The sequence below is a fragment of the Streptomyces tauricus genome (genome assembly GCF_014650955.1).
Lineage (GTDB): Bacteria > Actinomycetota > Actinomycetes > Streptomycetales > Streptomycetaceae > Streptomyces > Streptomyces tauricus.
This window is the reverse complement of the sequence record NZ_BMVY01000001.1, coordinates 1,023,579-1,040,319: the sequence shown is the minus strand read 5'-3', so window position 1 is coordinate 1,040,319 and position 16,741 is coordinate 1,023,579. Positions and strand designations below refer to the sequence as shown.

The following is a 16,741-nucleotide window of genomic DNA, read 5'->3' as shown; positions in this document are numbered from 1 at the left end:
CGCAGAGCTTATGCCCCTCGCGCCTCCAGGGGCGGAAGCGGGGCGCGGCCCCCGCCTTCCGTCCCTGAGGGCAGATCGACCGGCTCAGTCCCTGAGCCGGTCGATCTGCCGGATCTTGTTCGTGGCGTCGAGCGCGGCGACCTTGTACGACTCCGCGAGCGTCGGGTAGTTGAAGACGGCGTCGACCAGGTAGTCGACCGTCCCGCCGCAGCCCATCACCGACTGGCCGATGTGGATCAGCTCGGTGGCACCCGTACCGAAGCAGTGCACGCCGAGCAGTTTCCGGTCGTCGGGGGAGACGAGCAGCTTGAGCATGCCGTGCGAGTCGCCGATGATCTGGCCCCGGGCCAGTTCGCGGTAGCGGGAGATGCCGACCTCGAACGGCACGCGCTCCTCGGTGAGCTGGTCCTCGGTCTTCCCGATGAAGCTGATCTCCGGGATCGTGTAGATGCCGATCGGCTGGAGGTCGTGCATCCGGGCCACCGGCTCCCCGCACGCGTGGTACGCCGCCGTACGGCCCTGTTCCATCGAGGTGGCCGCCAGTGCCGGGAAGCCGATGACGTCACCGACCGCGTAGATGTGCGGCACCTCGGTGCGGTAGTGCTCGTCCACCTTGATGCGGCCGCGTCTGTCGGCGGACAGCCCGGCCTTGTCGAGGTCGAGGTCGTCGGTGAGGCCCTGCCGGCCCGCGGAGTACATCACGGCGTCCGCCGGGATCTTCTTGCCGCTCTCCAGGACGGTGAGCGTGCCCCGCGCGTGGCGTTCGACCGCGGCGACCGTCTCGCCGAAACGGAAGGTGACGGCGAGGTCCCTGAGGTGGTACTTCAGCGACTCGATCACCTCGACGTCGCAGAAGTCGAGCATGCCGGGGCGCTGTTCGACCACGGTGATCTTGCTGCCGAGGGCGGCGAACATGGAGGCGTACTCCATGCCGATCACGCCGGCCCCGACGATGACCATGGAACGGGGGACCCGCTCCAGGTTGAGAACGTTGTCGGAGTCCAGGATGGTCTGCTCGTCGAACTCGACGGTCGCGGGCCTGGCCGGCCTGGTGCCGGTCGCGATGACGATGTGGTCGGCGGTCAACAGCTTCTCGTTGCCGGTCACCTCGCGCAGGGCGATCGTGTGGTCGTCCACGAAGCGGCCGGTGCCGGCGAACAGGGAGACGTGGTTGCGGGACAGCTGACTGCGGATGACGTCCACCTCGCGGCCGACCACGTGCTGGGTGCGCGCGGTCAGGTCGGCGACGGTGATGTCCTCCTTCAGCCGGTAGCTCTGGCCGTACAGGTCCCGTTGGGTGAGACCGGTGAGATAGAGGACCGCCTCGCGCAAGGTCTTCGAGGGGATGGTTCCGGTGTGGATGGAGACCCCTCCGACCATGTCGGGGCGGTCTACGACGGCGACCCGGCGGCCGAGCTTGGCCGCGGCGATGGCGGCCTTCTGGCCGCCCGGGCCGGATCCGATGACGAGGAAGTCGAAGTCGCGCACGTCCAGAGTGTGTCAGCCGGGCGTGTCCCCCGAAAGGGTGAGTCTGCCCTCCGGGCCGGGGGGAGGGGCGGGGCCGGCGGGGTGGTTCGCGCAGTTCCCCCGCCCCTGAGAAGCCCCTGCGGGGCTTGTGCGCAGTTCCCCGCGCCCCTGAAGGGGCGGGCCGGTGGGGCAGCGTTCGTTCGCCCGCGCCCCCTAGGGGCGCGGGGAACTGCGCGTGCTCCGCCCTTACCGCCTCGCAGTACAGCGCCGACCGCAACCGATCCGTCCGTGCGTCCGTGCGTGACGGACCGTGCAGCGGCGACCGCGGCCGAGGTGTCAGGGCCGGCCGTCCGTGCGTAACGGACCATGCAGCCACGACCGCAGTCACGACCGCAGCCGCGCCGTCAGGGCTGGTGGTCAGGCCGGCCGTCAGTGTGTGGCGGAGCGTGCCACGCGGAAGCCCACGTCGTCGACCTGGTAGCCCGGGTGGCTGCGGCGGCGTACGGACGCCCGGCAGCTCCAGTGGTCGTCGAACCAGCCGCCGCCCCGCAGCACCCGGTACCCGCCGTAGACCTCGGCGTCGTACACGTCCCAGCACCAGTCCCACACGTTGCCCAGCATGTCGTGCAGGCCCCACGGATTGGGCCGTTTGCCGCCCACGGAGTGGACGCGCTCCTGGGAGTTGTCGCGGTACCAGGCGATCTCGTCGAGCGGCCCGTACCGCGGCCCCGGCGTACCCGCCCGGCAGCCGTGCTCCCACTCCGCCTCGGTGGGCAGCCGGTAGCCGTCGGCGGACCTGTCCCAGTCGATGTCCCAGTCGGCGCCCTCGCGGGCAGCACGGATGGAGTACGCCGGGGTGAGCCCCTCCCGTATCGACAGGGCGTTGCAGAACCGCACCGCGTCCCACCACGAGACGCCCTCGACGGGCAGCTGGTCCCCGTCGGCGCTGCTCGGCCACAGGCCCGAGACCCGCGCGTACAGCGCCTGCGTGACCGGGAAGGCCCCGAGCCGGTAGGGCGCGAGCTCGACCGACCAACTGCGCCGCGTCCGCCGGTCCGACAGCGTGACCTGCCCCGGCGGGACAGCGATCATCTCGTACACCTGGCGTGTGTCCATGAGCAGGCAATCCTACTGACGATCCGGTGGGCCCACGGCGCGTGGCGGCACGTACCGCGGGCTTATGCCAGACTCAGTCCCCCGGGCTCACCCAGCCGCCGTGCTCGGCGGAACGGGCCATGGCGTCCAGGGCAGTTGCGCTGTGGACGGCATCATCCAGCGTGGCGCCGTACGGCGTGCCCTCGTCGATGGAGCGCAGGAAGTTGTACGCCTCGACGACCTTGAGATCGTCGTAGCCCATGCTGTTGGCCGAGCCCGGCTGGAAGGCGGCGTACTCGCCGTGCCCCGGACCGACATACAGCGTGCTGACGGGCTGGTCCTGGAACGACGTGCCGCGGCTGACACCGAGTTCACCCATACGACGGAAGTCCCAGGAGACCGCGCCCTTGGTGCCGTGGATCTCGAAGCCGTAGTTGTTCTGCTCGCCGACCGAGACCCGGCAGGCCTCCAGGACACCGCGGGCGCCGGAGGCGAAGCGCAGCAGACAGGACACGTAGTCCTCGTTCTCGACCGGACCCAACTCGCCGCCCGAGGACCGGGCGTGGCCGGCGGTGGCGCCCGTGGGCCGGGCCCGCTCGGGGACGAAGACGGCCGTGTCGGCGGTCAGCGACGCGATCTCGCCCAGCAGGAAGCGGGCCAGGTCCACGCCGTGCGAGGCGAGGTCGCCGAGCACTCCGCTGCCGCCGCGCTCACGCTCGTAACGCCACGTCAGGGCGCCCTCCGGATGGGCGGCGTAGTCGCTGAAGAGGCGGATACGGACGTGCGTGAGCGTGCCGATCTCACCGGAGGCGATCAGTTCGCGGGCGGCCGCGACGGCGGGCGCGTTGCGGTAGTTGAAGCCGACCGTGCCCTGGACGCCCGCCTTGGCGACGGCACCCGCGACGGCCCGCGCGTCCTCGGCGGTGAGACCGACCGGCTTCTCGATCCACAGGTGTTTGCCCGCCTCGGCCATGGCGACGCCGATCTCGCGGTGCAGGAAGTTCGGAGCGGCGACACTCACCGCCTGGACCCGGGGGTCGGCTGCGATCTCACGCCAGTCCCGGGCCGCCGTGGCGAACCCGTACCGCGCGGCGGCCTCCTCGGCCCGGCCGGGCACCTCGTCGGCGACCGCGATCAGTTCCGGCCGTACGGACAGCCCCGGGAAGTGGTGCGGCACGCGCGCGTACGCCTGGGTGTGCACCCGCCCCATCCAGCCGAACCCCACGACGGCGACGCCGAGCGTACTCCCCATGAATGTCCCTCTTCGGATCGGTTTCGGATTGCTCTGGTGATTGCTCTGGGTGATTGCTTTTGGATCGGTCCATGGCCGTTCCGGATCACACTGGAGTTCGTCGTAGCAGGTGTCAACCCCTTTGACTTTCCATCACGTCGTATGGAACGGTCCATTTCATGAGACCACCGACGATCCGCGATGTCGCCGAACGGGCCGGAGTGTCGAAATCCCTGGTCTCGCTCGTGCTGCGCGGCTCCGACCGGGTGCGCCCCGAGAAGCGGCAGGCCGTCCTGGCCGCCGTCGAGGAGCTCGGCTACCGGCCCAACGCCGCCGCGCGCAGCCTCAGCGAGCGGCGCGCCCACCCGCAGGCCCTCGACCACGCCAGGTCGGGCGGCACCCCCATGGTGGGCGTGCTCCTGAACGACATGCGCAACCCCTGGTTCGTGGAACTGCTGGACGGCCTCAACTCCCTGCTGGACGCCCACGGTCTGCACATGCTCCTCGCCGACGGCCATCTGAACCGGCGGCTCGGCGAGGACCTCACCCGGATGTTCACGGACCTGCGGGTCGACGGTCTCATCGCGGTCGGCACGCTGCCCGGTCCCGAGATGCTGCGTACGGCGGCCGGGCGGCTGCCGACCGTCGTCGCGGGCGCCCGCGAGCCGGTGCTGCCCCGCGCGGACATCGTCGCCAACGACGACGAGTACGGTGCCCGCCTCGCCACCGAACACCTCATCGGGCTCGGCCACCGGCACATCGCCCACATCGCCGGACAGGGGATGGTCGGCGAACTGCGCCGCCGCAGCTTCGAGACCGTCATGCGCGAACACGGCCTGGGCGACACGGCCGTCGTGGAACAGGGCGACCTCACAGAGGAGGGCGGCTACCGGGCCACGGTCCGGCTGCTCAGCGCCAAACGGCGGCCCACCGCCGTGTTCGCCTTCAACGACATCGCCTGCGTCGGCGCGCTGTCGGCCGCCGAGGAACTCGGCCTCCAGGTGCCCCGCGACCTCTCCCTGGTCGGCTACGACAACACCTACCTCGCCCGACTGCGCCACCTCTGGCTCACCACCGTGGACAGCGCCGGCCACGACGTCGGCCGCCGCGCCGCCCAGTGCCTCCTCGACCGTATCGCCGACCCCGCGCGTCCCGCCGAGGTCGTCCTCAGCACACCTGTCCTGGAAGTGCGGGGCACGACCGCGGCACCCTCGGACGACCGGCGGCACATCTGAGAAAGGGGCGTGTACCGGGAGCGCGGCGCGGTGTCACGCACGTCCCAACCGCCTTAGAGTGGGCGCCTGTTGCACGGTTCATCGGATCCTTCCCCTGGAGGAGCGCATGTCCCGCACACCGCCCCGGCGTGCCGCACTGCGTGGCCTGGCGGCCGTCGGAACCGCCGTGATCGGCTTCGACCCCTTCACCCGGAGCTGGGCGGCCACCGCGTCGGGCCGGCCACTGCGCGACATCCCCGAACTGGACGGCAGCCTCCACACCGACGAAGCCTCGCTGAACGCCGCCGCCGACGACTTCGGGCACCTCGTGCACCGCCGCCCGGCCGCGGTACTGCGCCCGGGCTCCGTGCGGGACGTCGTGACGATGGTGCGGTTCTGCGCCGAGCACCGCGTCCCGGTCGCACCCCGCGGCCAGGGACACGGCACGAACGGCCAGGCACAGGCCGAGGGCGGCCTGATCGTCGAGACCACACCGCTCGCCACCGTCCAGCCCGTCGGGCCCCGCAGCACGAGCGTCCGGGTCGGCGCCGGGGCCAGATGGAGCGAGGTCGCCAAGGCCACGCTCGCGCACGGCCTGACACCTCCCGTCTTCACCGACTACCTCGAACTCTCCGTCGGCGGCACGCTGTCCGTGGGCGGCCTCGGCGGTCAGGCCCACCGGTACGGCGCCCAGGTCGACACCGTCCTGGAACTGGAGGTCGTCACCGGCGCGGGGGAGTTGACCCACTGCTCGCCGACCCGGCACCGCGACCTGTTCCACGCCGCGCTCGCCGGACTCGGCCAGTGCGCCGTGATCGTCGGCGCGACCGTCCGACTGGTCCGGGCACCCGGGAACGTACGTCACTACCTTCTGCCGTACGCCGATCTGCGGACCTTCCTCGACGACCAGCGCCTGCTCGTCGAGCAGCGGCGCTTCGACTACGTCGAGGGCCTGGTGAGCGAGGACGCCTCGGGGGCCTTCCGCGGGTACGCCCTTGAGGCCGTCGCCTACGGGCCGCCCGCGGGGGACGCCCCCGACGACACGGCACTGCTGCGCGGCCTGCGGCACGACCCGTCCGGCGCGGAGATCACCGACCTCACGTACTACGACTTCCTCGACCGGCTCGCGCCCGGCGTCGCGGCGCTCAAGGAGGCCGGGCTGTGGGCGTACGCGCACCCCTGGCTCGACGTGCTGCTGCCCGGCCGTGCGGCGGCCGACCTGGCCGGCCGGATCCTGGGCGAGCTCACCCCGGCGGACCTGGGGCCGGGCGGCGTGGTGCTGCTGTATCCGCTGGTACGCGAGCGTCTGCGGACCCCGCTGCTGCGGATGCCCGACGACCCGGTGCCGTACCTGCTGGCCGTCCTGCGGACCACGCCGCCCGGGGACACGGCGACGGTCCGGCGCCTGCTGGCCGCCAACCGGTCCGCCTACGAACTGGTCCGCGCGGCGGGCGGCACGTGGTACCCGACCGGCTCCGTGCCCTTCGACGAGGCCGACTGGCGGCGGCACTTCGGCTCTGCCTGGCCCCGGCTGGCCGCCGTGAAGAGGACGTACGACCCGCACGGCATCCTCGTACCCGGACAGGGCATCTTCTGACCGGACCGGACCGGGTCAGAGCACGGCGGCGACCTCGAAACCGGCTTCCGCGATCGCGGCGCAGACCTTCGACCCGTCGAACGCCTCACCCGTCACGGTCACCGCCCCGGTGTCGATGTCGACGTGGACGCTGTTGACGCCGAGCACTCCGCCGAGCTCGGACCGGAGTTTGCCGGCGCAGCTGCCGCAGGTCATCCCCGTGACGTGGTAACGCTGTTCGGTCATCGATTCCTCGCTTCTTCCCGGCGTGCGCGCACCCGCTGTGGGAGCGGTTCCGGGAAGTCATACGCGCCTGCCGACAGGGGCGTTCAGCAAGATCCCGCCCGGCGGGGGCGGGGCCGCGGCTACCCCCGTGCCGTCGTGTCCGGCAGGGCGCGGTCGAGGATCGTGGTCAGGTCCGCGGAACCGGGAAGCGTACCGAAGGAGTACCCCCAGTCGCCACCGAGCCGGGTCGCGCAGAAGGCGTCGGCGACCGCTCGGGGAGCGTGGCGGACCAGCAGGGAGCCCTGAAGTACCAGCGCCATCAGCTCCACCAGGCGACGGGCGCCCGTCTCCGGGTCGCGCAGGTCGCGCAGCCGGTCCTTGAGCCGGAGCACGGCCGCGTCCAGCCGGGCGTCGGCGCCGTGTGCCAGGGCCAGCTCCGCGAACAGCGCCTCGCCGGTCTCGGGTGCCCGGCCGAGGGCCCGCAGCACATCGAGGGCGTTGACGTTCCCCGACCCTTCCCAGATGGAGAGGAGAGGGGCCTCGCGGTAGTGGCGGGGCATGCCCGACTCCTCCACGTAGCCGTTGCCGCCGAGGCACTCCAGCGCCTCGGCGGTGAACGCCGGGCCCCGTTTGGTCACCCAGTACTTGCCGACGGCGGTGGCGATCCGGCGGAAGGCCGCCTCCTGGGCGTCACCGCGGAGGGCGCGGTCGGCGGCGCCCGCGAGCCGCAGCGTGAGCGTCGTGGCGGCCTCCGACTCCAGCGCGAGGTCGGCCAGTACGTTGCGCATGAGCGGCTGGTCGATCAGTAGCGCGCCGAAGGCACTCCGGTGCCTGGTGTGATGACCGGCCTCGACGAGGGTCTTGCGCATCAGCGTCGCGCTCGACATCACGCAGTCGAGCCGGGTGCAGTTGACCATCTCGATGATCGTCTTGACGCCCTGTCCCTCGGGGCCGACGAGCCAGGCGACGGTGTGGTCGAACTCCGGTTCCGAGGACGCGTTGGAGCGGTTGCCCAGCTTGTCCTTGAGCCGCTGGATACGGAAGGTGTTGCGGCTGCCGTCGGGCAGGATCCGCGGCACGAGGAAGCAGGACAGTCCGCCCGGCGCCTGGGCGAGGACCAGGAACACATCGCACATCGGGGCGGACGTGAACCACTTGTGGCCGCGCAGGGTGTACACGCCTGGCTCCGCGGTCGGCGAGGCGGCCGTCGTGTTGGTACGGACGTCCGAGCCGCCCTGCTTCTCGGTCATGCCCATGCCCGCCAGCAGCCCGCGCTTCCCGCTCGGGACACGCAGTCCCGGCTCGTAGACGCGGCTGACGAGCAGCGGTTCGTACACCGCGGCCAGCTCGGGCTGCTTCCGCAGGGCGGGTACGGCCGCGTAGGTCATCGAGGTGGGGCAGCCGTGGCCCGCGTCGGTGTGCCCCCACACCAGTCCGCCGGCCGTGCGGACCACATGGGCGCCGGGCCGGTCGTCGGCCCAGGGCGCGGCGGCCAGGCCCTCGGCCACCGCGGTGCCCAGCAGCCGGTGCCAGCTCGGGTGGAACTCGACCTCGTCGACCCGGTTGCCGAAGCGGTCGTGCGTACGCAGTTCCGGCTCGTGCCGGTTGGCCTGCTCGCCCCACTCCTGGGCCTCCGCGCCACCAGCCAGGCGGCCGAGCCGACGGATGTCGTCCTCGGCCCGGCCCCCACCCTCCCGGCGGAGCCCTTCCAGCAGTGCCGCGTCATCGGACGCGTCGTACGGAGCCAGGGCGGGGGCCTGGTTGGTGACGTCGTGCGTGGCGGACAGCTCCGGCGCGAGTATGGGGACCATGTCCGCAGTGTTGCACTATTCCTGCGGTCGCAGCAATGGTGTAACAGTCACCTGTCCCGGCCACCCCTGGGGCCCGCTTCCCGGCCGCTACCGGGACTCGCCTCCCGGCCGCCGCTGTGGCCCGCTTCGCCCGACCGGGCACAATGCCGTCCATGCGGATGAACGAGCCCCGGTCAGCGGCCAACCCCGGACTGCGCCCGCTGTCCGCACGGTCGGTCGTCCTGAGCCTCCTGCTGGGCGTCCACCCTCCCGAACTTCCGGTGCGGGACCTGATCCGCAGCGTGGAACCCTTCGGCATCGCGGGCTCCACACTCCGGGCCGCCCTCAGCCGGATGGTGACGGCGGGCGACCTGCGGCGCGCCGACGGCGTCTACCGGCTCAGCGAACGGCTCCTTGAACGGCAGCGCCGCCAGGACGAGGCCGTGCACCCCAGCACCCGGACCTGGGACGGGACGTGGGAGACCGTCGTCGTCACCGCCACCGGCCGCGGTCCCGCCGAACGGGCCGAACTGCGCGCCGAGTTGTCCGGCCTGCGCCTGGCGGAACTGCGGGAGGGGGTGTGGCTCCGGCCCGCCAATCTGGTACGCCCGTGGCCCTGCTCCCTGGCGGACCTCACCGAGCGGTTCACCGCCCGGCCGGAGCGGCCCTCACCCGCTCTGGCCGCGAGTCTGTGGCCGCTCGACGACTGGGCCGGCACCGCGGAATCCCTGCTGGCCCAGGTGGCCCGCACCGAACGCCCGGCCGACCGGTTCGCCGCCTTCGCGGCCGTCGTACGACACCTTGTCACCGATCCGGTACTGCCCAGCGAACTCCTCCCGGCGAACTGGCCGGCTCCCGCCCTGCGCGCCGTCTACACCGACTACCGGGCGGAGGTGCTGGCGGCGCTGTGACGCGACGGGGTGACCGGGGACCCGGCAGGCACGCCTCCTGAGTTCACGGTTCCGACTCCTGGGTCGCCGAGCGGCGTGCCGCCAACTCGGCGACCGCCGCGGACAGTTGCTGTCGCAGTGCCTCGGGCAAGGGCTCGCCCGTGACGGCGGCCACCGTGCCCTCGGCGAGGTGGTGCAGCTTGATGTTGGCGTTCTGGGAGACCATGACCAGCACGCTCCACGCGTCCTCGGGATTCAGCCCGAACGACGCCATCAGGACTCCGCGGGCCAGATCGATGACCGGCCGCGTCTGCATGGCGCGCTTCAGCTGGACGACTTCGACGCGCAGGCTCTGCTCCGTGCCGACGGCGTCGCCGACGTCGCTGACGTCGCTGACGTCGCGGGGCAATGCTCTCTCCTCCGTGGTGCTGTGCTCCGCGTCCGGGCGCGGGTTCCGATTCCTGTCCGCGATGCCGTGGTCGGTCTCGCTCGTGGGGGTGAACAGTGGCGCCGTCTCCGACAGGGCGAGCAGCCGTTCGACGACGGCGCTCGCGGACCGTATGACGACGGTCTTGCCGTCCTGGAGCGCGCGTTGACGGACGCGCAGCAGGACGTTGAGCCCGGAGCAGTCGCAGAAGTCGACCGCGGCCAGGTCGAGATCCACCCCGCGCACCGAGGCGGCAAGCGCCTTGCGCAGGGCGTACCGCAGGTCAGGCACGGTGTCCAGGTCGATCTCGCCGGCCGCCGCGACGGTCATCCGCTCGCCGTCCCGGTGCGTCTCGATCTTCAGGGGCGGCGGGGTGCGCTTCCGCGACGGGCCGGGCGGCCCTCCGCGGGGAGCCGGACGCAAGCCCCCGACCTGCGCAGAAAGCGTTGGTTCCGACATGGCAGCCGCTCCCCGGGCATCCACCGTCACTGTCTCCTCCAGACTCCGCCCCAAACTTTCACACGTCAAGAGATACATGAAAATTCTTTCACCCTTTGTTTTGCGTGAATCGTAGGTCGTATGATGGGGGTCATGGGTGAAGTACCTGAGACACATTCCGGCTGGACGTTCCTCACCAACCACGCGCGTGTCCTGGCCGCGATCGCCGAGGACCCGAACACCCGCATCCGGGACATCGCGGCGCGCTGCCGGCTGACCGAGCGTGCCGTGCAGAAGATCATTTCTGATCTGGAACTGGGTGGTTATCTCACCCACACCCGGCAGGGGCGCACCAACGAATACCGCATCGAACCGGGCACGATCCTGCGTCACCCGGCCGACGCCGGCCTGTCGGTCGCGGGGCTGCTGTCCCTGCTGGAGCAGCACGACGCCGAGCGCGACACGACACCCCAGCCGCGGCGGACGGCCTCCGCCCGCGAGCGGGACTCCCCGACCGATCGCTGACGTCGGTTCCACCCGTACGGGGGACCGGCGGGCGCGGCGGAGACGCTGCCCGAGTGCGGCCGTGAGGCCACCCGCGTGCTGCGCCGGGTTTCCGGGTGGCGCTGCGGGGGACCCGGCACCGGTCAGGGACAAACGGCAGCAACATGACGCACACCCGGCCCCCGCAGGGCCGGGCGCAGCAGGAATGCGAGGAGTCGTGACCGCGTACGGCAGCACCCAGGACACCGTCCGCCGCCCCGAGACCGGCTGGGCGCAGGCCCGTCGCCGCCGGGTGGGAGGCGTGCGTCTCTGCCTTCCGGCGACAGCCGACCGGGACACCCGGCGTACGTCCGCGGAGCCGGAGGGGAACATCGTCAGGGGCGAGGACTGACGACACCGGACCCCACCGCGGGAGCCCGCCCCTCAACGGCCGTCCCGGGCGCGGCCCCCGGGCCCGGTGATCGACTGGTGGGGACGGGAGCCCAGGGCTAACGTCGGTGTAGCGGACGTCCCGAACCGGACGCCGCCAGGACACAGGCCGATCCCATGACGGGCTCACACGCGACACCTTCCGACACTGCCAAGTCCCCGGAGCGGGGCCACGGCAGCGGAATCGCACTCCTCGTCATCGCCTCGTGCCAGTTGATGGTGGTCCTCGACATCACCATCGTGAACATCGCCCTCCCGCACATCCAGAGTTCGCTCGGCTTCTCGACCGAGAACCTGTCGTGGGTGGTGAACGCCTACACGCTGACCTTCGGCGGGCTGCTCCTGCTCGGCGGCCGGCTGGGCGACATCCTCGGCCGCCGCAGGGTCTTCGTCTTCGGCGTCCTGCTCTTCGTCCTGGCCTCCCTGCTCGGCGGACTGTCCCAGGAGTCCTGGCAGTTGCTCGCGGCGCGCTCCCTGCAAGGCGTCGGCGGCGCCATCGCCTCACCGACGGCCCTCTCGCTGATCACCACCACCTTCCGCGAAGGACCCGAGCGGAACAGGGCGTTCGGCGTGTTCGCCGCGGTCTCGGCCGGCGGCAGCGCCATCGGCCTGCTCGCGGGCGGTCTGCTGGTCGAATGGCTCGACTGGCGCTGGGTCCTGTACGTCAACATCCCCATCGGCCTGCTGATCGCGCTCGCGACGCCCCGCTACATCCGGGAGTCCGAACGGATGCCGGGCCACTTCGACGTCCTCGGCGCGCTCACCTCCACCGTCGGCATGGTGCTCCTCGTCTACGGGTTCATCCGCGCCTCGGAGGAGGGCTGGAGCGACGGACTGACCGTCGGGGCCTTCGTGGCGGCCGTCGTGTTCCTCGCCGCCTTCATCTTCGTCGAGAGCCGGTCCAAGCAGCCCATCACCCCCCTGTGGATGTTCCGCGACCGCAACCGCGCCGGCGTCTACGCCATCATGCTGAGCCTGGCCGCGGCGATGTTCGGCATGTTCTTCTTCCTGACGCTCTTCGTGCAGAACGTCCTCGGCTTCAGCCCGCTGCGGGCCGGCCTCGCCTTCCTGCCGGTCAGCGCCATCATCGCGGTGGGCGCCGCCCTCGCCTCCCAACTGCTGCCCCGCTGGGGCCCCAAGCCGTTCATGACGGTGGGCGCGATCCTGTCGGCCGTCGGTCTCGCCTGGTTGACCCTGACCGAGGTCGACAGCACCTACGCGGGCAGCATCCTCGGGCCGATGCTGGTCTTCGGCTTCGGCATGGGGCTGAACTTCGTGTCGCTGACGCTGATGGCCGTGTCGGGTGTGGAGCCCCGGGAGGCGGGCGCCGCCTCCGGCATCCTCAACGCCACCCAGCAGGTCGGCGGTTCGCTCGGCCTGTCCGTCCTGGTCACCGTCTTCGGCACGGCCAGCCGGCACGAGGCCACGGACCAGGTCCGCGAGTTCATGGCGGAGGCGACCCCTGCCCAGCGCCTTCAGTTCCGCAGAACCGGCGAACTCCCCTCGCCCTGGAGCGACCAGGTGCTGACGTCGGGCATCTCGAGCGCCTTCATCATCGCCGCGATCTTCGCCGTCGTGGCGGCCCTGGTCGCGCTGCTCGTCATCCAGGTACGCCCCGACGACCTGCGGCGCCTCCAGGGGAACGGCAAGCCGTAGCAGCCGTCGGGCAGGTCGTGGCCGTCGTGCAGGCTGCAGCAACCGTCGGGCGAGCCGTTCGGACGGGGCTACGGGAGAGGGTCCGGCTCAGGGGAGCGGTTGTTCCGTCCAGATGACCTTGCCCGCGGGGGTGTAACGCGTGCCCCAGCGCTCGGTGAGCTGGGCCACGAGGAACAGACCGCGTCCGCCCTCGTCCGTCGAGGCCGCGTACCGCAGATGCGGTGAGGTGTTGCTGCCGTCGAAGACCTCGCAGATCAGGCTGCGGTCGCGGAGCATACGGACTTCGATGGGGCCGTTGCCGTACCGGATCGCGTTGGTGACCAGCTCGCTGAGGATCAGCTCCGTCGTGAACGCCAGGTCGTCCAGGCCCCACTCCGTCAGCTGCCGGGTGACCGAGGCGCGTACCTCGCCGACGGCGGCCGGGTCGGACGGCACCCGCCATTCGGCGATGCGGTCGGCGCCGAGCGCGCGGGTGCCCGCGACGATCAGGGCGATGTCGTCGCTCGGGCGGGGCGGCAGCAGGGCGTCCAGGACGGCCTGGCAGGTGTCCTCCGGGGACCGGTCGGCCCCGGTCAGGGCGGTCCGCAGGAGTTCGAGGCCCACGTCGATGTCCCGTTCCCGGTCCTCGACGAGCCCGTCCGTGTAGAGGACCAGCCTGCTGCCCTCCTCCAGCTTGAGCTCGGCCGTCTCGAAGGGGAGACCGCCGAGACCGAGCGGCGGCCCGGCGGGCACCTCGGGGAAGTCGACACTGCCGTCCGGGCGGACCACCGCGGGCGGCGGGTGGCCGGCCCGGGCCACGGTGCACTGCCGGGTGGTCGGGTCGTAGACGGCGTACAGGCAGGTGGCGCCGGTGATCGCGGCGCTGCCGTCCTCCGTCGCCTCGTCCTGGTCGATCCGGCCGACCAGTTCGTCGAGCAGCCCCAGCAGTTCGTCGGGCGGCAGGTCCAGCGCGGAGAAGTTGTGCACCGCCGTACGCAGCCGCCCCATGGTGGCCGCCGCGTGCAGGCCGTGGCCCACGACGTCGCCGACGACCAGCGCGACCCGGGCGCCGGACAGCGGCAGCACGTCGAACCAGTCGCCGCCGACCCCCGCCTGGGCGGGCAGGTAGCGGTAGGAGATGTCCAGGGCGCTCTGCTCGGGCAGATTGCGGGGCAGCAGACTGCGCTGCAGGGTCTCGGCCATCGTGTGCTCGCGGGTGTAGCGGCGCGCGTTGTCGATGGAGACCGCGGCCCGGGCGACCAGCTCCTCGGCGAGGGCCAGCTCCTCCTCGTCGAACGGCTCAAGCTTCTCGGAGCGCCAGAAGTTCGCCACGCCCATCACCAGGTGCCCGGCCCGCAGGGGGACCGTGATCAGCGAGTGGATCCCGTACTCCACGACCTGCGCGGTGCGCTCCAGGTCCTGGGCGAGCCAGCCGTGCGCCTCCTTGAGCGCGGGCGCGACCACGGCCTCGCCGGTGCCCAGGCTCTGCGCCTGCGGGCTGGAGGCGACGAAACCGATCCGCTCGCCCACCGGATACAGGGGCGCGTCCTTCCGGATGCCGCTGAGCGCCGTACGGCGCAGCGAGGTGCCCGCGTCCGGTTCCTCGCCGCTCAGTACCGCCTCGGCCAGATCCACCGTGGCGAAGTCCGCGAACCGCGGGACGGCCACCTCCGCCAGTTCCTCGGCCGTCCGCGTCACGTCCAGGGTCGTACCGATGCCCACCCCGGCGTCGTACAGGAGCTTGAGGTGTTCCCGGGCCACCTCGGCCCTGCCGGACAGCGCGCGCAGCTCGGTCGAGTCGCGGAGCGTGGCGACACTGCCCGCCGGGCCGCCCTTGAGGTCCGTGGGCCGCTGGTTGATGGCCAGCAGCCGGTCGCCGACCAGGCGCACCTCGTCCGTGACGACATGGCCCGAGGCCAGCAGGTTCGCGGTGCCCGCGTCCAGACCGAGTTCGAGGACATGGCGTCCCTCGGCGTCCTCCGGGAGATCCAGCAGGCGGTGCGCCTCGTCGTTGGCGAGCAGCAGTCTGCCCTCGCCGCCGACGATGAGCACTCCCTCCCGGACGGCGTGCAGCACCGCGTCGTGGTGCTCGTACATCCGGGTCATCTCGAACGGGCCCAGGCCGTGGGTCTGGCGCATCAGCCGTCGGCTCACCAGCGCCGTGCCCCCGAGGGCCAGGGCCAGGGCCGCGCCCGCGGCGGTCAGCAGGAGGGGCATCTGCCGGTCCCCGACGCCTCCCACGTTCTCGGTCGTGATGCCCGCCGACACCAGGCCCACGACCTTGCCGTCGTCCGCCTTGACGGGCACGACGGCCTGTACCAGTGGTCCGAGGGTGCCGGTGATCTCCTCGGTGAAGGACTTGCCGGCCAGCGCCGGGCCGAGGGTCCCGACGAACTTCTTGCCGATCCGGTCGGGCTTGGGGTGGGTGTAGCGGATGCCGTCGGGGTTCATCACCACGACGAAGTCGACCTTGGATCCCACGCGGGCCGCCTCGGCACGCGGCTGGAGCACGGCCGTGGGGTCGGGGGCGCTCAGCGCCTCCCGGGTGCCCGGGGCGTTGGCGAACGTCTCGGCGACGGCCAGGGAGCGGTTGCGCGCCTCGGTCGTGCTGTCGTGGCGTACCTGGAGGACCAGGGCGCCGGCCGCGGCCACGACCAGCAGCAGCACGATCGCCACCTGCAGCAGAAAGACCTGACCGGCGACGCTGCGTCCGCTCAGCGCCGACCGCACTCCCGTGGATCCGGGCGGGGGCCCGCCTTCCTGTGCTTCCCGCCGACCGCGCGGCAGGTGCGATGTCTGTGGTGTCCGCCGCCCCTGTGTTCGGCCGGAGCGGTCGGGCCTGCGTCGCGCGCGCAGGCCGCTGAGGCGGGAGGTCGACCGGGCCCAGGATCGACCCAAGAATCGGACCATATGCTCATGTCTACACTGCCGGGGGCCAGGAGGCGAGGGGCGCCCTTGGTGTGACGGGTGAAGGTCTGGCCACAGGTGGCCCAGACCTCTGGCGGAAACCGGGGCGAGGGCACGTCGGTGACACGCCATGTGCCGTCCCTTGCAGCGACCACATCCGGCCGCCACTTCTGACGACTGCCTCCGGCTGCCGCTTCCGGCCACCACCTTCGGTCACCACTTGCCGCGTCCGGCTGCCGCTTCCGGTCACCACTGGTAGCCGCCGCGTCGGGTTGCGGCTTCCGGTCACCACTGGTGGCCGCCCCTTCCGGCGCGCCGCCCGGGCGCTCAGGGCAGCGGCTCGGCGGACGGTGGCAGCGGCGCCTGGTAGCCGCCGCTGGCGAGCATCCGTACTTCTCCCGCCCCACTGATCTCGGCGCGAAGGATGCCGGTGGGGTCGCAGTAGACCGGGTTGCCGCCCGGCCCGAGGGAGGTGGTGCGTTCCACGACCACCTCGTCCGTGACGGCCTCGCCGCCCGATCCCGTATGGGTGAAGGTCAGCAGGTAACGGTCCGAGGTGTGCATGACGGCCTCCGTGGACGCTCTGTCCGCAGATGTGGGCAGATGCCTCCACCTCCATGATGCGGCCGGACGGCATCGACGGCAGATCTTCCCTGATCCCGGGCGACGGCGTATCCGTCGCGATCCGGGTCCGGGCCGACCGAAAAAACGGCCGGGCGCGGTGACTTGTCGGTCGCGAGCTGTGACCATGGCGGCCGCAAACCGGTGGAAACGTTCTGAGTGGCGCCCTCGCGGAGCGTGGCGCATCGCCCTTCCCCAACCAGACCGCAGGAAAACGTGATTGCCCGGACACCGGTCTCGCAAACGTCTGGTTCATGAGAGGTTTCTATGAATCCGAGATGTGTCTGAACAC

At 71.6% G+C, this 16,741-nt stretch carries 14 protein-coding genes; 6 read left to right on the top strand and 8 right to left on the bottom strand.

Annotated features, from left to right (window positions below):
• Positions 1–84: 84 nt before the first annotated feature.
• From sthA to IE278_RS04430, 3 genes are all read right to left on the bottom strand, one after another.
• A complete protein-coding gene (gene sthA, locus IE278_RS04440; protein WP_189768826.1) occupies positions 85–1,488 on the bottom strand; it encodes a Si-specific NAD(P)(+) transhydrogenase in 1,404 nt (467 codons plus the stop codon).
• A gap of 408 nt (positions 1,489–1,896) precedes the next feature.
• Positions 1,897–2,583 carry a formylglycine-generating enzyme family protein gene (locus tag IE278_RS04435; RefSeq protein ID WP_246569832.1) on the bottom strand — a complete coding sequence of 229 codons (687 nt, stop codon included), beginning with the start codon at positions 2,581–2,583 and terminating at the stop codon, positions 1,897–1,899.
• 73 nt (positions 2,584–2,656) lie between these two features.
• Complete coding sequence (locus IE278_RS04430) at positions 2,657–3,814, bottom strand: Gfo/Idh/MocA family protein (protein WP_189768824.1); 1,158 nt, start codon at positions 3,812–3,814, stop codon at positions 2,657–2,659.
• 158 nt (positions 3,815–3,972) lie between these two features.
• On the opposite strand from IE278_RS04430, the gene IE278_RS04425 reads away from it, so the two are divergent.
• Entirely contained in the window at positions 3,973–5,028 is a 1,056-nt protein-coding gene (locus IE278_RS04425) for a LacI family DNA-binding transcriptional regulator (RefSeq protein ID WP_189768823.1), read from the top strand.
• Positions 5,029–5,134: 106 nt separating this feature from the next.
• A complete protein-coding gene (locus IE278_RS04420; RefSeq protein WP_189768821.1) occupies positions 5,135–6,604 on the top strand; it encodes an FAD-binding protein in 1,470 nt (489 codons plus the stop codon).
• A gap of 15 nt (positions 6,605–6,619) precedes the next feature.
• On the opposite strand, the gene IE278_RS04415 is transcribed toward IE278_RS04420, so the two are convergent.
• Positions 6,620–6,829, bottom strand: a complete 210-nt coding sequence (locus tag IE278_RS04415; protein ID WP_189768819.1) for a heavy-metal-associated domain-containing protein — start codon at positions 6,827–6,829, stop codon at positions 6,620–6,622.
• Between the two features lie 119 nt (positions 6,830–6,948).
• The gene (locus IE278_RS04410) at positions 6,949–8,619 is read right to left on the bottom strand and encodes an acyl-CoA dehydrogenase family protein (protein WP_189768817.1); all 1,671 of its coding nucleotides are present in this window, start codon (positions 8,617–8,619) and stop codon (positions 6,949–6,951) included.
• Positions 8,620–8,771: 152 nt separating this feature from the next.
• Here IE278_RS04410 and IE278_RS04405 point away from each other — a divergent pair, with 152 nt between their 5' ends.
• Positions 8,772–9,509, top strand: coding sequence for a PaaX family transcriptional regulator C-terminal domain-containing protein (locus tag IE278_RS04405; protein ID WP_246569830.1), 738 nt, complete (start codon positions 8,772–8,774; stop codon positions 9,507–9,509).
• A 43-nt stretch (positions 9,510–9,552) separates the two neighbouring features.
• Here IE278_RS04405 and IE278_RS04400 read toward each other — a convergent pair whose 3' ends face one another.
• Entirely contained in the window at positions 9,553–10,374 is an 822-nt protein-coding gene (locus tag IE278_RS04400; protein ID WP_189768815.1) for an anti-sigma factor antagonist, read from the bottom strand.
• A 132-nt stretch (positions 10,375–10,506) separates the two neighbouring features.
• Here IE278_RS04400 and IE278_RS04395 point away from each other — a divergent pair, with 132 nt between their 5' ends.
• The 3 genes from IE278_RS04395 to IE278_RS04385 all read left to right on the top strand — a co-directional run bounded on the left by IE278_RS04395 (position 10,507) and on the right by IE278_RS04385 (position 12,942).
• Positions 10,507–10,878, top strand: coding sequence for a MarR family transcriptional regulator (locus IE278_RS04395; RefSeq protein WP_189768812.1), 372 nt, complete (start codon positions 10,507–10,509; stop codon positions 10,876–10,878).
• Positions 10,879–11,074: 196 nt separating this feature from the next.
• Positions 11,075–11,248 (top strand): hypothetical protein, encoded by a 174-nt coding sequence (locus IE278_RS04390; RefSeq protein ID WP_246569827.1) that lies wholly within the window; start codon positions 11,075–11,077, stop codon positions 11,246–11,248.
• Positions 11,249–11,403: 155 nt separating this feature from the next.
• A complete protein-coding gene (locus IE278_RS04385) occupies positions 11,404–12,942 on the top strand; it encodes an MFS transporter (protein WP_189768808.1) in 1,539 nt (512 codons plus the stop codon).
• Between the two features lie 87 nt (positions 12,943–13,029).
• Here IE278_RS04385 and IE278_RS04380 read toward each other — a convergent pair whose 3' ends face one another.
• Both IE278_RS04380 and IE278_RS04375 read right to left on the bottom strand, forming a co-directional pair.
• Positions 13,030–15,831, bottom strand: coding sequence for a SpoIIE family protein phosphatase (locus IE278_RS04380; RefSeq protein ID WP_189768806.1), 2,802 nt, complete (start codon positions 15,829–15,831; stop codon positions 13,030–13,032).
• A 324-nt stretch (positions 15,832–16,155) separates the two neighbouring features.
• Positions 16,156–16,392, bottom strand: coding sequence for a DUF6296 family protein (locus tag IE278_RS04375; protein WP_189768803.1), 237 nt, complete (start codon positions 16,390–16,392; stop codon positions 16,156–16,158).
• Positions 16,393–16,741 lie beyond the last annotated feature (349 nt).